This is a genomic window from Actinospineispora eucalypti, from assembly GCF_039543365.1.
Taxonomy (GTDB): Bacteria; Actinomycetota; Actinomycetes; order Mycobacteriales; family Pseudonocardiaceae; genus Pseudonocardia; species Pseudonocardia eucalypti.
The window spans coordinates 111,184-125,128 of the sequence record NZ_BAABJP010000051.1 but is presented as its reverse complement, the minus strand read 5'-3'; the positions used below and the strand labels follow the sequence as shown (position 1 = coordinate 125,128).

The 13,945-nt window shown below is 73.5% G+C and carries 15 protein-coding genes; 6 read left to right on the top strand and 9 right to left on the bottom strand.

Annotation, left to right across the window (positions count from 1 at the left end; genetic code table 11):
- Positions 1-26: 26 nt before the first annotated feature.
- A complete protein-coding gene (locus ABEB12_RS35280) occupies positions 27-722 on the bottom strand; it encodes a DUF3159 domain-containing protein (protein WP_345703423.1) in 696 nt (231 codons plus the stop codon).
- Positions 719-1,096, bottom strand: coding sequence for a single stranded DNA-binding domain-containing protein (locus tag ABEB12_RS35275; protein ID WP_185065142.1), 378 nt, complete (start codon positions 1,094-1,096; stop codon positions 719-721). The genes ABEB12_RS35280 and ABEB12_RS35275 overlap by 4 nt, the downstream gene beginning before the upstream one ends.
- Before the next feature lie 105 nt (positions 1,097-1,201).
- Between ABEB12_RS35275 and ABEB12_RS35270 the strand changes: the two genes are divergently transcribed.
- Positions 1,202-1,972 carry an alpha/beta hydrolase gene (locus tag ABEB12_RS35270; RefSeq protein ID WP_185065141.1) on the top strand — a complete coding sequence of 257 codons (771 nt, stop codon included), beginning with the start codon at positions 1,202-1,204 and terminating at the stop codon, positions 1,970-1,972.
- On the opposite strand, the gene ABEB12_RS35265 is transcribed toward ABEB12_RS35270, so the two are convergent.
- Both ABEB12_RS35265 and dut read right to left on the bottom strand, forming a co-directional pair.
- The gene (locus tag ABEB12_RS35265) at positions 1,917-3,995 is read right to left on the bottom strand and encodes a DUF3710 domain-containing protein (RefSeq protein ID WP_185065140.1); all 2,079 of its coding nucleotides are present in this window, start codon (positions 3,993-3,995) and stop codon (positions 1,917-1,919) included. The genes ABEB12_RS35270 and ABEB12_RS35265 overlap by 56 nt on opposite strands.
- Entirely contained in the window at positions 3,996-4,532 is a 537-nt protein-coding gene (gene dut / locus ABEB12_RS35260) for a dUTP diphosphatase (RefSeq protein ID WP_345703422.1), read from the bottom strand.
- Between the two features lie 25 nt (positions 4,533-4,557).
- Between dut and ABEB12_RS35255 the strand changes: the two genes are divergently transcribed.
- The gene (locus ABEB12_RS35255; protein WP_345703421.1) at positions 4,558-5,064 is read left to right on the top strand and encodes a DUF3093 domain-containing protein; all 507 of its coding nucleotides are present in this window, start codon (positions 4,558-4,560) and stop codon (positions 5,062-5,064) included.
- Between the two features lie 33 nt (positions 5,065-5,097).
- On the opposite strand, the gene ABEB12_RS35250 is transcribed toward ABEB12_RS35255, so the two are convergent.
- Entirely contained in the window at positions 5,098-5,397 is a 300-nt protein-coding gene (locus ABEB12_RS35250) for a DUF4193 family protein (protein ID WP_185065138.1), read from the bottom strand.
- Positions 5,398-5,663: 266 nt separating this feature from the next.
- Between ABEB12_RS35250 and cei the strand changes: the two genes are divergently transcribed.
- Positions 5,664-6,293, top strand: a complete 630-nt coding sequence (gene cei / locus ABEB12_RS35245) for an envelope integrity protein Cei (RefSeq protein ID WP_185066120.1) — start codon at positions 5,664-5,666, stop codon at positions 6,291-6,293.
- A 50-nt stretch (positions 6,294-6,343) separates the two neighbouring features.
- Here cei and ABEB12_RS35240 read toward each other — a convergent pair whose 3' ends face one another.
- Positions 6,344-7,168 carry an inositol monophosphatase family protein gene (locus ABEB12_RS35240; RefSeq protein WP_185065137.1) on the bottom strand — a complete coding sequence of 275 codons (825 nt, stop codon included), beginning with the start codon at positions 7,166-7,168 and terminating at the stop codon, positions 6,344-6,346.
- Between the two features lie 234 nt (positions 7,169-7,402).
- On the opposite strand from ABEB12_RS35240, the gene ABEB12_RS35235 reads away from it, so the two are divergent.
- Together ABEB12_RS35235 and ABEB12_RS35230 are read left to right on the top strand one after the other, a co-directional pair.
- Complete coding sequence (locus ABEB12_RS35235; RefSeq protein ID WP_185065136.1) at positions 7,403-8,773, top strand: RNA polymerase sigma factor; 1,371 nt, start codon at positions 7,403-7,405, stop codon at positions 8,771-8,773.
- 78 nt (positions 8,774-8,851) lie between these two features.
- Positions 8,852-9,049: a DUF7455 domain-containing protein gene (locus tag ABEB12_RS35230; RefSeq protein WP_185065135.1), complete on the top strand. Its 198-nt coding sequence runs from the start codon at positions 8,852-8,854 to the stop codon at positions 9,047-9,049.
- Here the strand turns inward: ABEB12_RS35230 and ABEB12_RS35225 are convergent.
- Positions 9,027-9,929 carry an EamA family transporter gene (locus ABEB12_RS35225; protein ID WP_345703420.1) on the bottom strand — a complete coding sequence of 301 codons (903 nt, stop codon included), beginning with the start codon at positions 9,927-9,929 and terminating at the stop codon, positions 9,027-9,029. The two genes, ABEB12_RS35230 and ABEB12_RS35225, sit on opposite strands and share 23 nt — an antisense overlap.
- Positions 9,930-10,234: 305 nt before the next feature.
- Here ABEB12_RS35225 and ABEB12_RS35220 point away from each other — a divergent pair, with 305 nt between their 5' ends.
- Positions 10,235-10,417, top strand: a complete 183-nt coding sequence (locus ABEB12_RS35220) for a DUF7455 domain-containing protein (RefSeq protein WP_345703419.1) — start codon at positions 10,235-10,237, stop codon at positions 10,415-10,417.
- Between the two features lie 39 nt (positions 10,418-10,456).
- Here the strand turns inward: ABEB12_RS35220 and ABEB12_RS35215 are convergent, their stop codons facing one another.
- Positions 10,457-11,686, bottom strand: coding sequence for a cysteine desulfurase-like protein (locus tag ABEB12_RS35215; RefSeq protein WP_185065134.1), 1,230 nt, complete (start codon positions 11,684-11,686; stop codon positions 10,457-10,459).
- Positions 11,687-11,904: 218 nt separating this feature from the next.
- Complete coding sequence (locus ABEB12_RS35210; protein ID WP_345703418.1) at positions 11,905-13,623, bottom strand: DEAD/DEAH box helicase; 1,719 nt, start codon at positions 13,621-13,623, stop codon at positions 11,905-11,907.
- Between the last annotated feature and the right edge of the window lie 322 nt (positions 13,624-13,945).

Below are 13,945 nucleotides of genomic sequence, written 5' to 3'. Positions count from 1 at the left end.
CGCGCGCTCGCCAAGCGCGTTCCGCGCTAGGCCGGGCTGACCTGGGTGCCCCGGCGACGGGCGCGCTGCACCGCCCAGATGGTGCCGAGCAGCGCCAGCCCGGTCAGCGGGTAGCCCATGGCGATCCGGGCGAACGCCAGCCAACCGGTCTGGTCGGTGTCGTACAGCCAGTGCTGCACCACGAACTTGGCGCCGAACACCAGCACCCACAGCAGGCTGGCCAGGGTGTATCCGCGCAGCAGGTAGCGGTCCTGGCGCCAGCCCTGCCCGTCGCCGTTGATGCCGTGCCAGATCACCCCGGCCAGCGGCCAGCGGACCAGCACGGAGATCAGGAACACGCTGGACAGCAGCGCGCTGTACCAGATGCCGAGCAGGAAGAAGTCCTTCGCCTGGCCGGTCCGGTAGGCGATGAACGCGCCCACGCCCACGCCGAGCAGGCCGGACACGGCCGGCTGCAGCGGCTCCTTGCGGACCAGCCGCACGACCGCGATGAGCAGGCCGACCCCGACCGCCGCGATCACCGCCGGCATCAGCGAGGTCAGCGAGTTGACCAGGACGAACACCACCACCGGTATGGTGGAGTAGATCATCCCGGAGACGCCGCCGAGCTGCTCGAGAATGGTTTGGGGGGCGGCCTTCTCCCGCTGCTCGTCACCGTCCGCGCCGCTTTCGGGGGCGTGCGGTTCGTGCGGGCTCTTCGGGCGCGCGTGGCGACCGGTCACGAGGCCTGACGCAGTTCGTAGTAGGGGTTGTAGAGCACCTTGCGGCCGTCGCGCACCGCCATCCGGCCGCGCACCTTAATCCGGCGGCCCGGCTCGATGCCCGGGATCCGGCGGCGGCCGACCCAGATCAGGGTGACCCCGTCGGTGCCGTCGAACAGCTCCGCCTCCAGGGTCGCGGCCGCGTCCTTGGGACTCAGTTCCACGGAGCGCAGCCTACCCACCATGACGACCTCGTCCCCGCACCGGCAGTCACATGCGCGGTTGGCTCCGGACCGGTCGGTGTCCCGGGTCAGGTCGTCGGCGTCGAGATCCTCCACGTCGGAGGTGAGTCGTCGGATGAATCGCTTCAGGAGGCCACCGTCGGTGGATCCCATGCCCTCTCCCGGGGTGTGCGGAGGGAACCGACCCACCCGGTCGGTTACGCCGCCCCAGGATAACCGTTTGAAGGCCACTTCAAACATTCCGGCATCCTGCTGGTCATGCGGACGAAACAAGACCGGCCCGGGCTGGCCGTGCTGCTGCCCGGAACCGGTTCCGACGAGGTGTTCGTACGGGCCTCGTTCGAGGCTCCGCTGCGTGCGGTGGGCATTCCGCTGCTCGCCCCTCCCCTGCTGGCCGGGGGGCGGGTGCCGGATGGTTACCGCCGCGCGCTGGACCGGGCGGCCGCCGACCCCGGCGCGCGGCCTCTCCTGGTCGGCGGGGTGTCACTGGGTGCCCAGGTGGCCGTCCGGTGGGCCGCCGAGCACGCGGGGTCGGGGGCGGTGGCCGGGTTGCTGCTGGCGTTGCCCGCCTGGACCGGGCAGCCGGGGAACGCGCCGGCCGCACTGGCCGCGCGGCTCACCGCCGACGCCGTGGGCCGGGACGGCCTGGCCGTCACGCTGGCCCAGGCCCGGGCGGAGACCCCCGACTGGCTGGGCCGGGAGCTGACCAGGGCCTGGACCCGGCACGGCGCCGGCCTCACCGAGTCGCTGCGCGCGGCCGCCGCCGAGCCGGGGCCGACCGAGGCCGAGCTGGCCGGGCTGCCGTTGCCGGTCGGCCTGGTGGGCATGGCGGACGACCCGGTGCACCCGCTCGGCGTGGCCGGGCGCTGGCACGACCTGCTCCCCCGCGCCGCACTGGTGACCAGCACGCTCACCGCGCTCGGCGCGGACCGGGAAAGCCTCGGGCGGGCCGCCGTGCTGGCCTGGTTGCGGGCTACTCGCCGCGTGCCCGGCGCCGCCGTTCCACCCGGGGCAGCCGGTCCTGGGTGACCGCCGCGTCCTGGGTCAGCGCCAGGTGCAGGGCATCGGTGCTGTCGATCTGTGAGGGGCGCTCACGGTGGCCGCCCGGCTCCGGGATCCGCCCGTCCCGGCGCGGGCCCCCGTTGTCCGCCGCACCGCGGTTCGGCGGCGGCCAGGGGTCCCCGGGCCGCGCGGGCAGGCCGGGATGGCTGAGGTGCCCGGAGTGGCTCGGGTAGCCGCCCTCCGGCGGCCCGGGGCGCCTCGGGTCGCGCGGGCCCGGTTGGCCGGGCCGGGGCTCGGGCAGTCCGGAAGGGTCACGCGGCGAGCCGGACCAGCCGCCCGGCCGGCCACCGGCGCCGGTCGCCGGGTATCCGGGTGACGACGCTCCGGCGCGTGGCGGCCCGGAGGACGGTCCGCCGTGGCCCGGCCGGCCGTTCGCCCCGGCGCCGCCGGCGAACTGGCCGTTCGGCTGGGGGCCGGTACCGAACTGACCGTTCGACTGGCCACTGCCCGGGAACTGGCCGTTCGGCTGAGGGCCGGTACCGAACTGACCGTTCGACTGGCCACTGCCCGGGAACTGGCCGTTCGACTGAGGTCCGGTACCGAACTGCCCATTCGACTGCGAACCGCTCCCGAACTGACCGTTCGACTGGCCGCTACCCGGGAACTGGCCGTTCGACTGAGGTCCGGTACCGAACTGCCCATTCGACTGCGAACCGCTCCCGAACTGACCGTTCGGCTGAGAGCCGGGACCGAACTGGCCGTTCGCCGGTGCGATATTCCCGAACTGGCTCATTGCCGGGGCCGCGTTCCCGAACTGGCTGTTCGGTGGCTGCCCGGCGCCCCGGTGGCCGTTCGCCCCGGGGTGGCCGCTCGGCTGACCGGCACCGGGGTATCCGCCGGCCGGGGCGCCGGCGCCGGAGTGACCACCGGGCGGGCGATGCGACGGCGGGGCCGCGTTCGGCCGGTGGGCCGCCGGCCGGCGCCGGGGCGGCTCGGGCCAGAACGACGGGGCGGCGGACAGCTGCGCCCAGGCCGGCTGCCGGGCCACCTGCTCGGCGCTGACCACCGGCTTCGCCATGGACCACGTCGACTCGATCCCGGCCCGGGGGATGCCGTTGGTCTCCTGGGTGGCCAGTGTGGGCACCGGGGGCAGGCCCGGCCGGGTGGCGCTGGGGTCCGGGGACTGGGTCCAGCTCGGCGGCTGCGCCGGCGCCGGCGGGACCCGCGGCGCGGGAGCCGCCGGGTGTCCGGGCGCCCGGGCGGGCTCACCGGGGTGGCCGTTGACGTGGGCCGCCGGCTGCCGGGAACCGGGTGGCGGCGGGACGGGCGCCGGGAGCTCGCGCACCGGGCCCTGGTCCGCGCGGCCGATGCTGCGCCGCCGGCCGGAACGCCGGCCGGCGGAAGCCGCCGCGCGGGCCTCGTCACGGGCCTGCTCGACCCGTTCGGCCAGATGCTCCGGCACGCGCAGCGGCAGCACGGTCTTCACCGGCAACGGCTCCGCGCCCCGGGTCACCACGGTGCCCCGGATCATCGCCCTCAGCGTCTCGGCCGCCTCTTCGGCGTCCTCCTCGGGACCGGTGGCGACGCCGTACAACATCCAGCGCGGCCCGTCCACGCCGATGAACCGGGAGAGCGCGCCCTCGGAGGCGGCCTGCACCTCGCGGCCCCACTCCCCCCATTCGGAGCGCACGCGGGTGCCGTCCTTGGCCAGCGACACCGAGATCTCCTCGGCCAGCTCCCGCCACAGCGGGCTGGACCGGGGCGCGGCCAGTGCGCTCAGGCTGACCCGGCCGGCGGGCACCAGCACGTGAACCGCCTTGAGCAGGCCGTTGGCCCCCGGTTCCACCTGGAGCTGCGCCCGGGCCGGCATGGGAATCCGGAGCGAGCCGAAATCGAGGCCGCCGTCGACGTCGTCCGTCTCGGGGTCGTCCACGTCGAACGGCCCGCCGCCCTCGGCCCGCCGGCGGGCCCGCTCGGCCGCCGGCCGTTTCGGCTCGATGGGCGGGAGGTCCTCGAGATCGTCGGACTCTCGCCGGGCGCGTCCGAACACCTACGGCTCCCGGCCGTCCGGGAACGACGCGGCCGACACCGCCGAGACGGCCGGTGCGGCACCCGCCGCGGCGGCGGCCAGGCCGGTCGACCCGTAGCCGCCGTCGCCCCGGACCGAGTCCGGCAGCTCGGACACCTCGAGGAAGCTCGCGTGCTCCACCCGCTGCACCACCAGCTGGGCGATCCGGTCGCCCCGGCGCAGGTTGATCGTCTCGCGCGGGTCGTGGTTGATCAGGCAGACCTTGATCTCGCCCCGGTAGCCGGCGTCGATGGTGCCCGGGGTGTTGACCACGGACAGGCCGAGCCGGGCGGCCAGGCCGGAGCGCGGGTGCACGAACCCGGCGTAACCCTCGGGCAGCGCCACGGCCACTCCGGTGCCGACCAGCACGCGCTCACCGGGGGCGATCACCACGTCACTGACCGTAACAAGGTCCGCTCCCGCATCACCCGGATGCGCATAGCTGGGCACCGGCACACCAGGATCGAGCCGGGTCAACAACACCCGGACGCCCTGCCTGTCACCACTTCCGGTACCCACGGCGGGCGAGACTACCCTGAGCGAGGTGAGCCAAATTCGCGGCGCCGCCAAGCGTGCGCCCTCCGGCGCCGTGCGATTCGACGAACGGTTGTCGGTGCCTTGGTGGTGGTGGCCGTCACCGCTCATCGTGATCGGCTTGCTGGAAATCAGCGTCCTTCTGGGGCATCCCGAGGTGCCCTGGTGGATCCCGGCCGCACTGCTGCTACCGCTCGCCGCCTGGTGGCTGGTCCGACTGGGCCGGACCAGGGTGACCCTCACCGAGACCGGCGACGGGGAGCAGGTGCTCCGGGTCGGCCCGGCCACGCTGCCGACCCGGTTCGTCACCGAGGCCCGCGCGGTCGCGCCGGCCGAGAAACGCGTCCAGCTCGGACCGGAGCTGGACCCGTCCGCGTACCTGGTGCACCGGGCCTGGATCGGGCCGATGGTTCGGCTCACCCTGGACGACCCGGCCGACCCGACGCCCTACTGGCTGTTCAGCGTGCGCCGGGCCGAGGCACTGGTGAAGTGCCTGCGTACCGGGGCCTCCGACTAGCGGCGGAGACCCCGGTACCGGGTTAGTTCTCGCTCAGGCACAGTCCCGGCACACCGGCTGGCCGTTGTGGTGCGCGGCCAGTCGGCTGCGGTGAATGACCAGGAAACAGCTCGAACAGGTGAACTCGTCCGCCTGCTTCGGCAGCACCTTCACCGTCAGCTCTTCCCCGGACAGGTCGGCACCGGGCAGCTCGAAGCTCTCCGCGGTGTCCGACTCGTCCACGTCCACCACGGCGGACTGCGCTTCGTTCCGACGCGCCTTCAACTCCTCGAGGGAGTCCTCCGCCATGTCATCTGTCTCATTGCGGCGCGGTGCGTCGTAATCGGTCGCCATTGTTCCCACCCTCAACAACTCTGTCTTGTGTCGTGCTGCGGCACAACGTCCCAGCTCGCCGGTTTGTGCCCGGGCGAAGGGGTGACGCGTGTCTCAATCTGAGCGGGGCGGCGGTCTTGTCGGCCCGCGCGAACGCGGGCTGTCCCCCGGTCACCGACCTCGCCAGGCGCAGAGGGTAGCTCAGGGAGGCGGTAAATCCCATCGCAATCCGACCGCGTCGCGACGGATTCACCGCAGGTCACATTAGGGTACCGGGCGTGAAGTCGATGTCCGCTGCTCAGAGCCGTGCCGCCCGTCCGGTTATCGCGCTGGTCACGGTGCTCACCATCGGGGCAGTGATCACCTGGTCGATGGTGCTGGGCAAGTCCTCCACCGACGCGGCCGGCACGGCGTGCCCCTCGCCGGCCGCCGGCGCGGAGGCCGCCGGGGTCGCCCAGCCTTCCAGCGCGCTGGACGAGGTCGCCCCGGCGGCGCCCGGCGCGGTGCGCATCCGGGTGCTCAACGGCGGCGGCCAGCGCGGCCAGGCCACCCTGGTGGCCAGCCAGCTGGGCGAGCTCGGCTTCACCGAGGCGGCACCGGCCACCAACGACCCGCTCTACCCCAACGGTGACCTGATCTGCCGGGGCGGCATCCGGTACGGCGCGGCCGGCGCGGCGGCGGCGCGCACGGTGAGCCTGGTGCTGCCCTGCGTCGCCCTGCTGCGGGACAACCGGCCGGACGACTCGGTGGACGTGGCGATCGGCAGCCAGTTCGGCGAGATCGCCCCGACCAGGGCGGCGCGCCAGGCGCTGGACCAGCTGGCCGGGCCGTCCGGCCAGACCAACGTCACCGAGGCCGGCGCCGCGCCGACCGCCGACCAGGAGCTCTTGACCGCCGCCCGCGACGTCGCCTGCTGAACCTCCCGCACGCGCCTGACCGGGCGCGTGCTCGGCCAGCGCCTTCGGCGCTAGATCTCGGCCGAGCCGAGCTCGCTGAGCGCCTCGGCCAGCGGCCCGCCGATGCCCGGCGCGGCGGCCACGATGGCCTCCCCGAACGGCGCGCGCGGGTCCGGCAGGTGCACCACCGCACCGGCCTCGGTGGCGATCAGCGCACCGGCCGCCCAGTCCCACGGGTTCACCCCGTGCTCGTAGTAGCCGTCCAGCCAGCCGGCGGCCACCGCGCACAGGTCCAGCGAGGCGCAGCCGGCGCGCCGGATGTCCCGCACCCGGGCCATCAGCGCGGTGGCCAGCTCGCCCTGCCGCACCCGCCGCTCCCGGTGGTAGCTGAACCCGGTGCCGATCAGGGACAAATCCAGCCGGCTCGCCCCGGACGCCCGCAGGGGCATCCCGTCCAGGGTGGCACCGCCGCCCAGCGAAGCGCTCCACACCCGCCCGGACGGCGGCTCCACCACCGCGCCGGCCAACGACTCCCCGTTCCGGGTGACCCCGACCGAGACCGTGTACCAGGGCAGGCCGTACAGGTAGTTCACCGTGCCGTCGATCGGGTCGACCACCCAGCACAGCCGGTCCCCCTCCGAGGCTGTCTTGTTCGACCCGCCCGCCCCGAACCCGCCCTCCTCGCCCAGCACCACATCGTCCGGACGCAGCTCGGCCAGCCGTTCCCGCAGCTGGCGCTCCACCTCGGTGTCCGCGGCGGTGACCACGTCGGTGTGCGTGGTCTTGGTCCGCACGTCGTTGATGGCCGCCGCGCGCAGCCGCGCCGCCTCCCCCGCCGCCTCGGTCGCGACGCGCACCGCGATGGCGCGCAACCCCTCCAGGTCAAGCCCGTCCATGCCCAGATTCCAACACATTCGAACGCGCCGGTGACCAACGACAGCACGGTCACGCGGTCGCTCGTTACAATGTCGTGTGCCCGCTTCGGAGCCGATCGGCCAGTCAGGCGAAACGCGGTTCGACGGGCAACCAGGAGCTGAGGGCAACCGACCAGTTCGGAATGTCGCTCGCCAAGCCGAATACGTCGCGAAAGGGCCCCTGTGGCAGCCGTAGAACCCGTAACCAAACCGGACATGACCGTCGACGGCGCGGCGGCCCCCGCGCGGCGGACCCGGCACGCCACGACCGCCACGAAGACCGCCACCCGGTCGCGTGGCGCGAGCAAGACCACGGAGAAGGCCGGCGGCAAGGCCAAGCCCACGAAGGCGAAGACCGGCAAGGGTGACGACGAGTCGATGGTGGAGGGCGAGGACCTCGACCTCGACTCGGCCAGCCCCGATGTGGAAGACCTCACCGATGTGGACGTCGACGACGTAGAGATCGAGGACGACGCCGACGAAGAGGTCGCCACGGCGTCCGACGATGACGACGATGACGACGGCGAAGAGGCCGAGGCGGAGCCCGGCAAGGCGGTAGCCAGCACCACCTCCTCGTCCACGGCGACCCGCAAGTCCGGTGACTTCGTCTGGGACGAGGAGGAGTCGGAGGCGCTGCGGCAGGCCCGCAAGGACGCCGAGCTGACCGCCTCGGCCGACTCGGTCCGGGCCTACCTGAAGCAGATCGGCAAGGTCGCGCTGCTCAACGCCGAGGAGGAGGTGGAGCTGGCCAAGCGGATCGAGGCCGGGCTCTACGCCGCCGAGCGCGTGCGCAAGATGACCGAGTCGGACAAGACCGCCTCCCCGCAGATGCGCCGGGACCTGCGCTGGATCGTCCGCGACGGCGAGCGCGCCAAGAACCACCTGCTCGAGGCCAACCTGCGGCTGGTGGTCTCGCTGGCCAAGCGCTACACCGGTCGCGGAATGGCCTTCCTGGACCTGATCCAGGAAGGCAACCTGGGCCTCATCCGCGCGGTCGAGAAGTTCGACTACACCAAGGGATACAAGTTCTCCACCTACGCCACCTGGTGGATTCGCCAGGCCATCACCAGGGCCATGGCCGACCAGGCCCGCACCATTCGTATTCCGGTGCACATGGTGGAGGTCATCAACAAGCTCGGCCGCATACAGCGCGAGCTGCTACAGGACCTGGGCCGCGAGCCCACGCCGGAAGAGCTCGCCAAGGAAATGGACATCACCCCGGAGAAGGTGCTGGAGATCCAGCAGTACGCCCGGGAACCCATCTCCTTGGACCAGACCATCGGCGACGAGGGCGACAGCCAGCTCGGTGACTTCATCGAGGACTCCGAGGCCGTGGTGGCCGTGGACGCGGTGTCGTTCACCCTGCTGCAGGACCAGCTGCAGTCGGTGCTCGCCACGCTGTCCGAGCGGGAGGCCGGCGTGGTCCGGCTGCGCTTCGGGCTCACCGACGGCCAGCCCCGCACGCTGGACGAGATCGGCCAGGTCTACGGGGTCACCCGGGAGCGCATCCGGCAGATCGAGTCCAAGACCATGTCCAAGCTGCGCCACCCGTCGCGGTCCCAGGTCCTGCGCGACTACCTGGACTAACAGCGTTAGGTAACACCTGACCCAGGAGTACCGACCATTCCGGTAGAGGCTCCCCCGCCGACCAGAATGGAGACGGCGATGTCCGCCACCGAGGCCGCATCGATCAGCGCCACCTTGCCCCTCAACGTCACCGACCGATGCGACCGGTGCGGCGCCAGGGCCAAGGTGCGCGCGGTGCTGCCCAGTGGCGGCGAGCTGTTGTTCTGCGGCCACCACGCCCGGGTCTACGAGGCGCGGCTGCGGCGGGACGCGGTCACCCTGGAGACGGTGAACTGACGGCGTCCCCGGGACCGTCCGGGTCCTCGGGGCTGTCGCCGTCGCGCGAGCGCAGCGCCACCGCCGCGACCACGGCCAGGATGCCGGCGGTCTCGGCGATGCCGGGCACCTGGGCCAGCACCAGCAGGCCCACCACCGTGGCGGTGACCGGCAGCAACGCCAGCAGTACGGCGAACCGCGCGCGGCCGACCCGGCGCAGCACCACCTGGTCCAGCACGTAGGGCAGCACGCTGCTCAGCACTCCCACCCCGACGCCGAGCAGCAGCAGCCGGGCGCTGGACCAGGCCGGCCCGGTGCCCAGCGCGAACGGCGAGAGAACCACGGTGGCCACCGCGAACCCGACGGCCAGCCCGTCCACCCCGTTGCCGTACTGGGCCACCCGTTTGGCCAGCACGATGTAGCCGGCCCACGCGGCGGCGGCGGCCAGCGCCCACAGCACCCCGGTGGGGCTGCCCGACCACCGCACGTCGGCGATGAGCAGCACGCCGAGCGCGGCGAGCAGCAGCGCGGCCCAGTCCCGGAGCAGCCGGGAGGACAGCGCGGCCACCGCGACCGGCCCGCAGAACTCGATGGCCACGGCGGTGCCCAGCGGGAGCTGGGCGATCGCCTCGTAGAACGCGATGTTCATCAGCCCGGTGACCACGCCGAACAGCCCGGCCAGCAGCAGCGGGCGGCCCCGCCACGCGGCCCGGCCGGGGCGCCGCCAGGCCACCAGGACCACCGCCGCGCCGAGCAGCCGCAGCCAGGCCACCCCGGACGGACTGAGCACCTCGAACAGCCCCACGGCGAGCGCCGCGCCCAGGTACATCGAGCCGCCACCCAGCAGGAACACCGCCGGAGCCGGAACACGCTCGAGCCCCGCCGAGATTTTTGTGTTCATCGTCCCTTTCCGTGTGTGGTCACGCCCTGTCACCTAGAGGAACCAACCGGACACTTGTTGTTACGGCAGATGCCGGATTGCCTGCACAACGGGTCGAGCGGATGATTGTTGGCAGCCGCAACGGGCGGTAACGGGTGTAACCGACACGCTAAGGGACAGTGACGGATGTCGCGTCTGAGTACGGAACACGTGCGGGGCGGCAATTCGTCTGGAAGAGTAGCGGGACCGAGAGGACACAAGTCGTCGCGGTGACGTCCCGCACGAGGGCACCGGTCCCGCCGGTGTCGGAGACGGAGGAGGCAGCCATGCCAGGAACACTTGTCCGGCCCGAGCTCACCGCCGCCGACCGCTGTGACCGCTGCGGAGCAGCGGCAAAGGTTCGAGCGGTACTCCCTTCCGGGGGCGAACTGCTCTTCTGCGGGCACCACGCCCGGGCACACGAAGCAAAGCTCCGCGAGCTGTCGGTAGACCTCCAGTCCGGCGCCTGAGCCGGCGAGACGAAAGACCACCGCGACGGGGCGGGGACTCTAACCGGGTCCTCGCCCCGTTGCGCATTTCCGGACCGCTTCGACCAGCCGGGATACGTCCGAGGAGTCGTTGTACAGGTTCACCGATGCGCGCACCGCGCCCCCGCTCCCGGCGATGCCCAGCGCCTCGGCGGCGCCCAGCGCGTAGGCCGTGCCGTGCCAGGCGTTGACCCCCGCCCGGTCCAGCTCCCCGGCCAGCTCGGCCGGTGACCAGCCGGCCAGGCGGAACGACACGGTCGGCGCCCGCCGCCCCGCCGGCTCCTCCCAGCCCGGCAGGAAACTGAGACCCGGCACGTCCCGCAAACCGGCCAGCAGCGCCCCGGCCAGCCCCCGCTCGTGCCGCACCACGCCGGCCATCGACCGGGCCAGCCGTTCCCGTCGGGCGCCCGGGCCTTCGACCAGGCCGGCCAGGTGGTCCACCGCCGCCGCCACCCCGGCCAGGGCCGGGAACGGGTTGGTACCCAGTTCGAACCGCGCGGTCCCGGTCACCGGGCGCAGGTTGTCCACCGCCAGTCCGTCCAGCAGCCCGGGCTCGCGCGCCACCACGGCCGCCAGGTGCGGCCCGTACCACTTGTAGGCGCTGGTCACGTACAGGTCGGCGCCCAGTGCCGGCAGGTCGACCACGGCGTGCGGGCAGTGGTGCGCGCCGTCCACGTAGGTCACCGCGCCCACCTCACGCGCCGCCGCGGCGATGGCCGGCACGTCCGGCATCGTGCCGAGCAGGTTGGACGCCGCCGTGACCGCGACCAGCCGGGTCCGGTGGTTCAGCAGCCCGGCGACGGTTTCGGTCCGCAGCGTGCCGCTGAGCCGGTCCAACGGGGCCATCCGCACCACCGCCCCGGCCCGCTCGGCCGCGCGCGCCCACGGCCCCACGTTGGCCTCGTGGTCCAGCTCGGTGAGCACCACCTCGTCACCGGGTCGCCAGCCGGCGGCCAGCGCACCGGCGAACCGGTAGGTCAGCGCGGTGGTGCTGGGGCCGAACACCACGCCGGCCGGGTCCGGGGCGCCGACCAGGTCGGCCACCGCGCGGCGGGCGTCGGCCACCAGCCCGCCCAGCCGGTGGCTGGTGGCGAACGCGGCGCCCTGGTTACCCAGCCCGGACCGGTAGACATCGGTGACCGCATCGATCACCGATTCCGGCACCTGGGTGCCGGCGGCCCCGTCCAGCCAGGCCCGGCCGTCGGCCAGCGCCGGGAACCGGGCACGCACGGCGGCCACCTCGAACCCCATGACCCCCGACGCTACCCCGCAAGCTCGAGCACCCACCCCCTGTCCGGGCGCCCGAAGAATCCCGCACGCCGGATGTTGCATATCTCCACGCAGAGCCAAAGGGTGCGCAACGCACTCCGGGGAGAGCGCCCGCCGGGTCGCCGAGCGACGCGTCCGGCGGTCAAGCGCGGGCCTAAGACGATCAGGCCGCACCGGTGGCGGGATCGGTCAGCTGGCGGTCAGCGCCAGGAGCGCAGCGTGGCGATGCGCTCCTCCAGCTGCTCGAGGGTGGCCATCGCCGTCGGCGGGCCGCCGCAGGTGCGGCGCAGGTCGCCGTGGATCACCCCGTGCGGCTTGCCGGTGCGGTGGTGGTGCAGCGCGACCAGCGTGTTCAGCTCCTTGCGCAGGCCGGCCAGGCGCTGGTGGGTGCTCGCGGGGCGCTCCGAGGGCTCGGGGGCGGGCGGCTTGGGCGCCTCGGCCACCGCCGACCGCTGCACCAGCTGCGTGCGCTGGCGCTGTTCCAGCAGGGCGCGCACCTGGTCCGGCTCGAGCAGCCCGGGCAGGCCCAGGAAGTCCTGCTCCTCGTCGCTGCCGGCGAAGGTGGCGGTGCCGTAGGAGGCGCCGTCGAAGATGAGCTGGTCCAGCTCGGCGTCCGCGCTTAACGCGGTGAACGCCTTCTCGTCCTCGCCCGGCTCGTCCTTCTGCTTCTGCGCATCGGCGAGCAGGTCGTCGTCCCAGCCCTCCTTGGGCCGGTCCGGCTTGGCCAGCACGTGGTCGCGCTGCCGTTCCAGCGCGCTGGCCAGCTCCAGCAGCGCGGGCACGCTGGGCAGGAACACCGATGCGGTCTCCCCCGGCTGCCTGGCCCGCACGAACCGGCCGACCGCCTGGGCGAAGAACAGCGGGGTGGACGCGCTGGTGGCGTACACGCCGACGGCCAGCCGGGGCACGTCCACGCCCTCGGAGACCATCCGCACCGCGACCAGCCAGCGCTCGTTCGACTCGGCGAACGCGGCGATCCGGGCGGACGCGCCGGCCTCGTCGGAAAGCACCAGCACCGGCGCCGTACCGGTGAGCTGGCGCAGCAGCTGGGCGTAGGCGCGCGCGGTGGTCTGGTCGGTGGCGATCAGCAGCCCGCCGGCGTCCGGCATGCCCCGGGCGCGCAGCTGGGACAGCCGGGTGTCGGCGGCGGCCAGCACCGCGGAGATCCACTCGCCGCCCGGGTCCAGCGCGGTGCGCCAGGCCCGCGCGGTCTGCTCGGCGGTGAGCGGTTCACCCAGGCGGGCGGTGAACTCCTCCCCCGCGCTGGTCCGCCAGCTGGCCTGCCCCGAGTAGGCGAGGAACACCACCGGCCGCACCACGCCGTCCCGCAGGGCGTCCGCGTAGCCGTAGGAGTGGTCGGACCGGCTGTGCAGCACGCCCTCGCCGTCCGGTTCGTAGGTGACGAACGGGATCGGGTTGTCGTCGCTGCGGAACGGCGTCCCGGTGAGCGCCAGCCGCCGGGTGGCCGGCTCGAACGCCTCGCGGACCGCCTCGCCCCAGGACTTGGCATCCCCGGCGTGGTGGACCTCGTCCAGGATCACCAGGGTGCGGCGGGTCTCGGTGCGCGCCCGGTGCAGCACCGGGTGCGCGGCCACCTGGGCGTAGGTGAGCACCGCACCGTGGTAGTCCGCCGAGGTGCGGCCGCCGGTGTTGCGGAACTCCGGGTCCAGCGAGATGCCGGCCCGGGCGGCCGCCTCCGCCCACTGGTACTTCAGGTGCTCGGTCGGCGTGACCACGGTGACCGCGCCGACCGTGCGGTCGGCGAGCAACTCGGCCGCCACCCGTAGCCCGAAGGTGGTCTTCCCGGCGCCCGGCGTGGCCGCCGCGAGGAAGTCCCTCGGCCTGGCCGCCAGGTAGCGGGCCAGCGCGCGGCGCTGCCACGCCCGCAGCCCGGGTCCGGCGGATGCGGTGTCGGACACCGCTGTTGACGCGGACGATGAGCCCGGCTCGGACACGCAACTCCCCTCCACGGCGGTCGCCCACGAAGGGCGGCAGCCGTGCCGCTGCCTCGCTGCTGGCCACGCGGCCGCACTGCCGCGTCGGAACCCGCGAGGACTCCCCCTGTCACCCTCGCTCTGTCTGTCCGGCCGGTCGGCCGCGGCGGATCTTTGCCGCTCGTTCGCCGGGCCGGCGACTGGAGAGTCTAATCTCGGCGCCGGCGGGCCCGGCCAGGGCACCCGTCCGGCGTGGCGCGCCGGGGAACTGGGCGATGAGACCCGGCGTACAGCAGACTTGACGGTG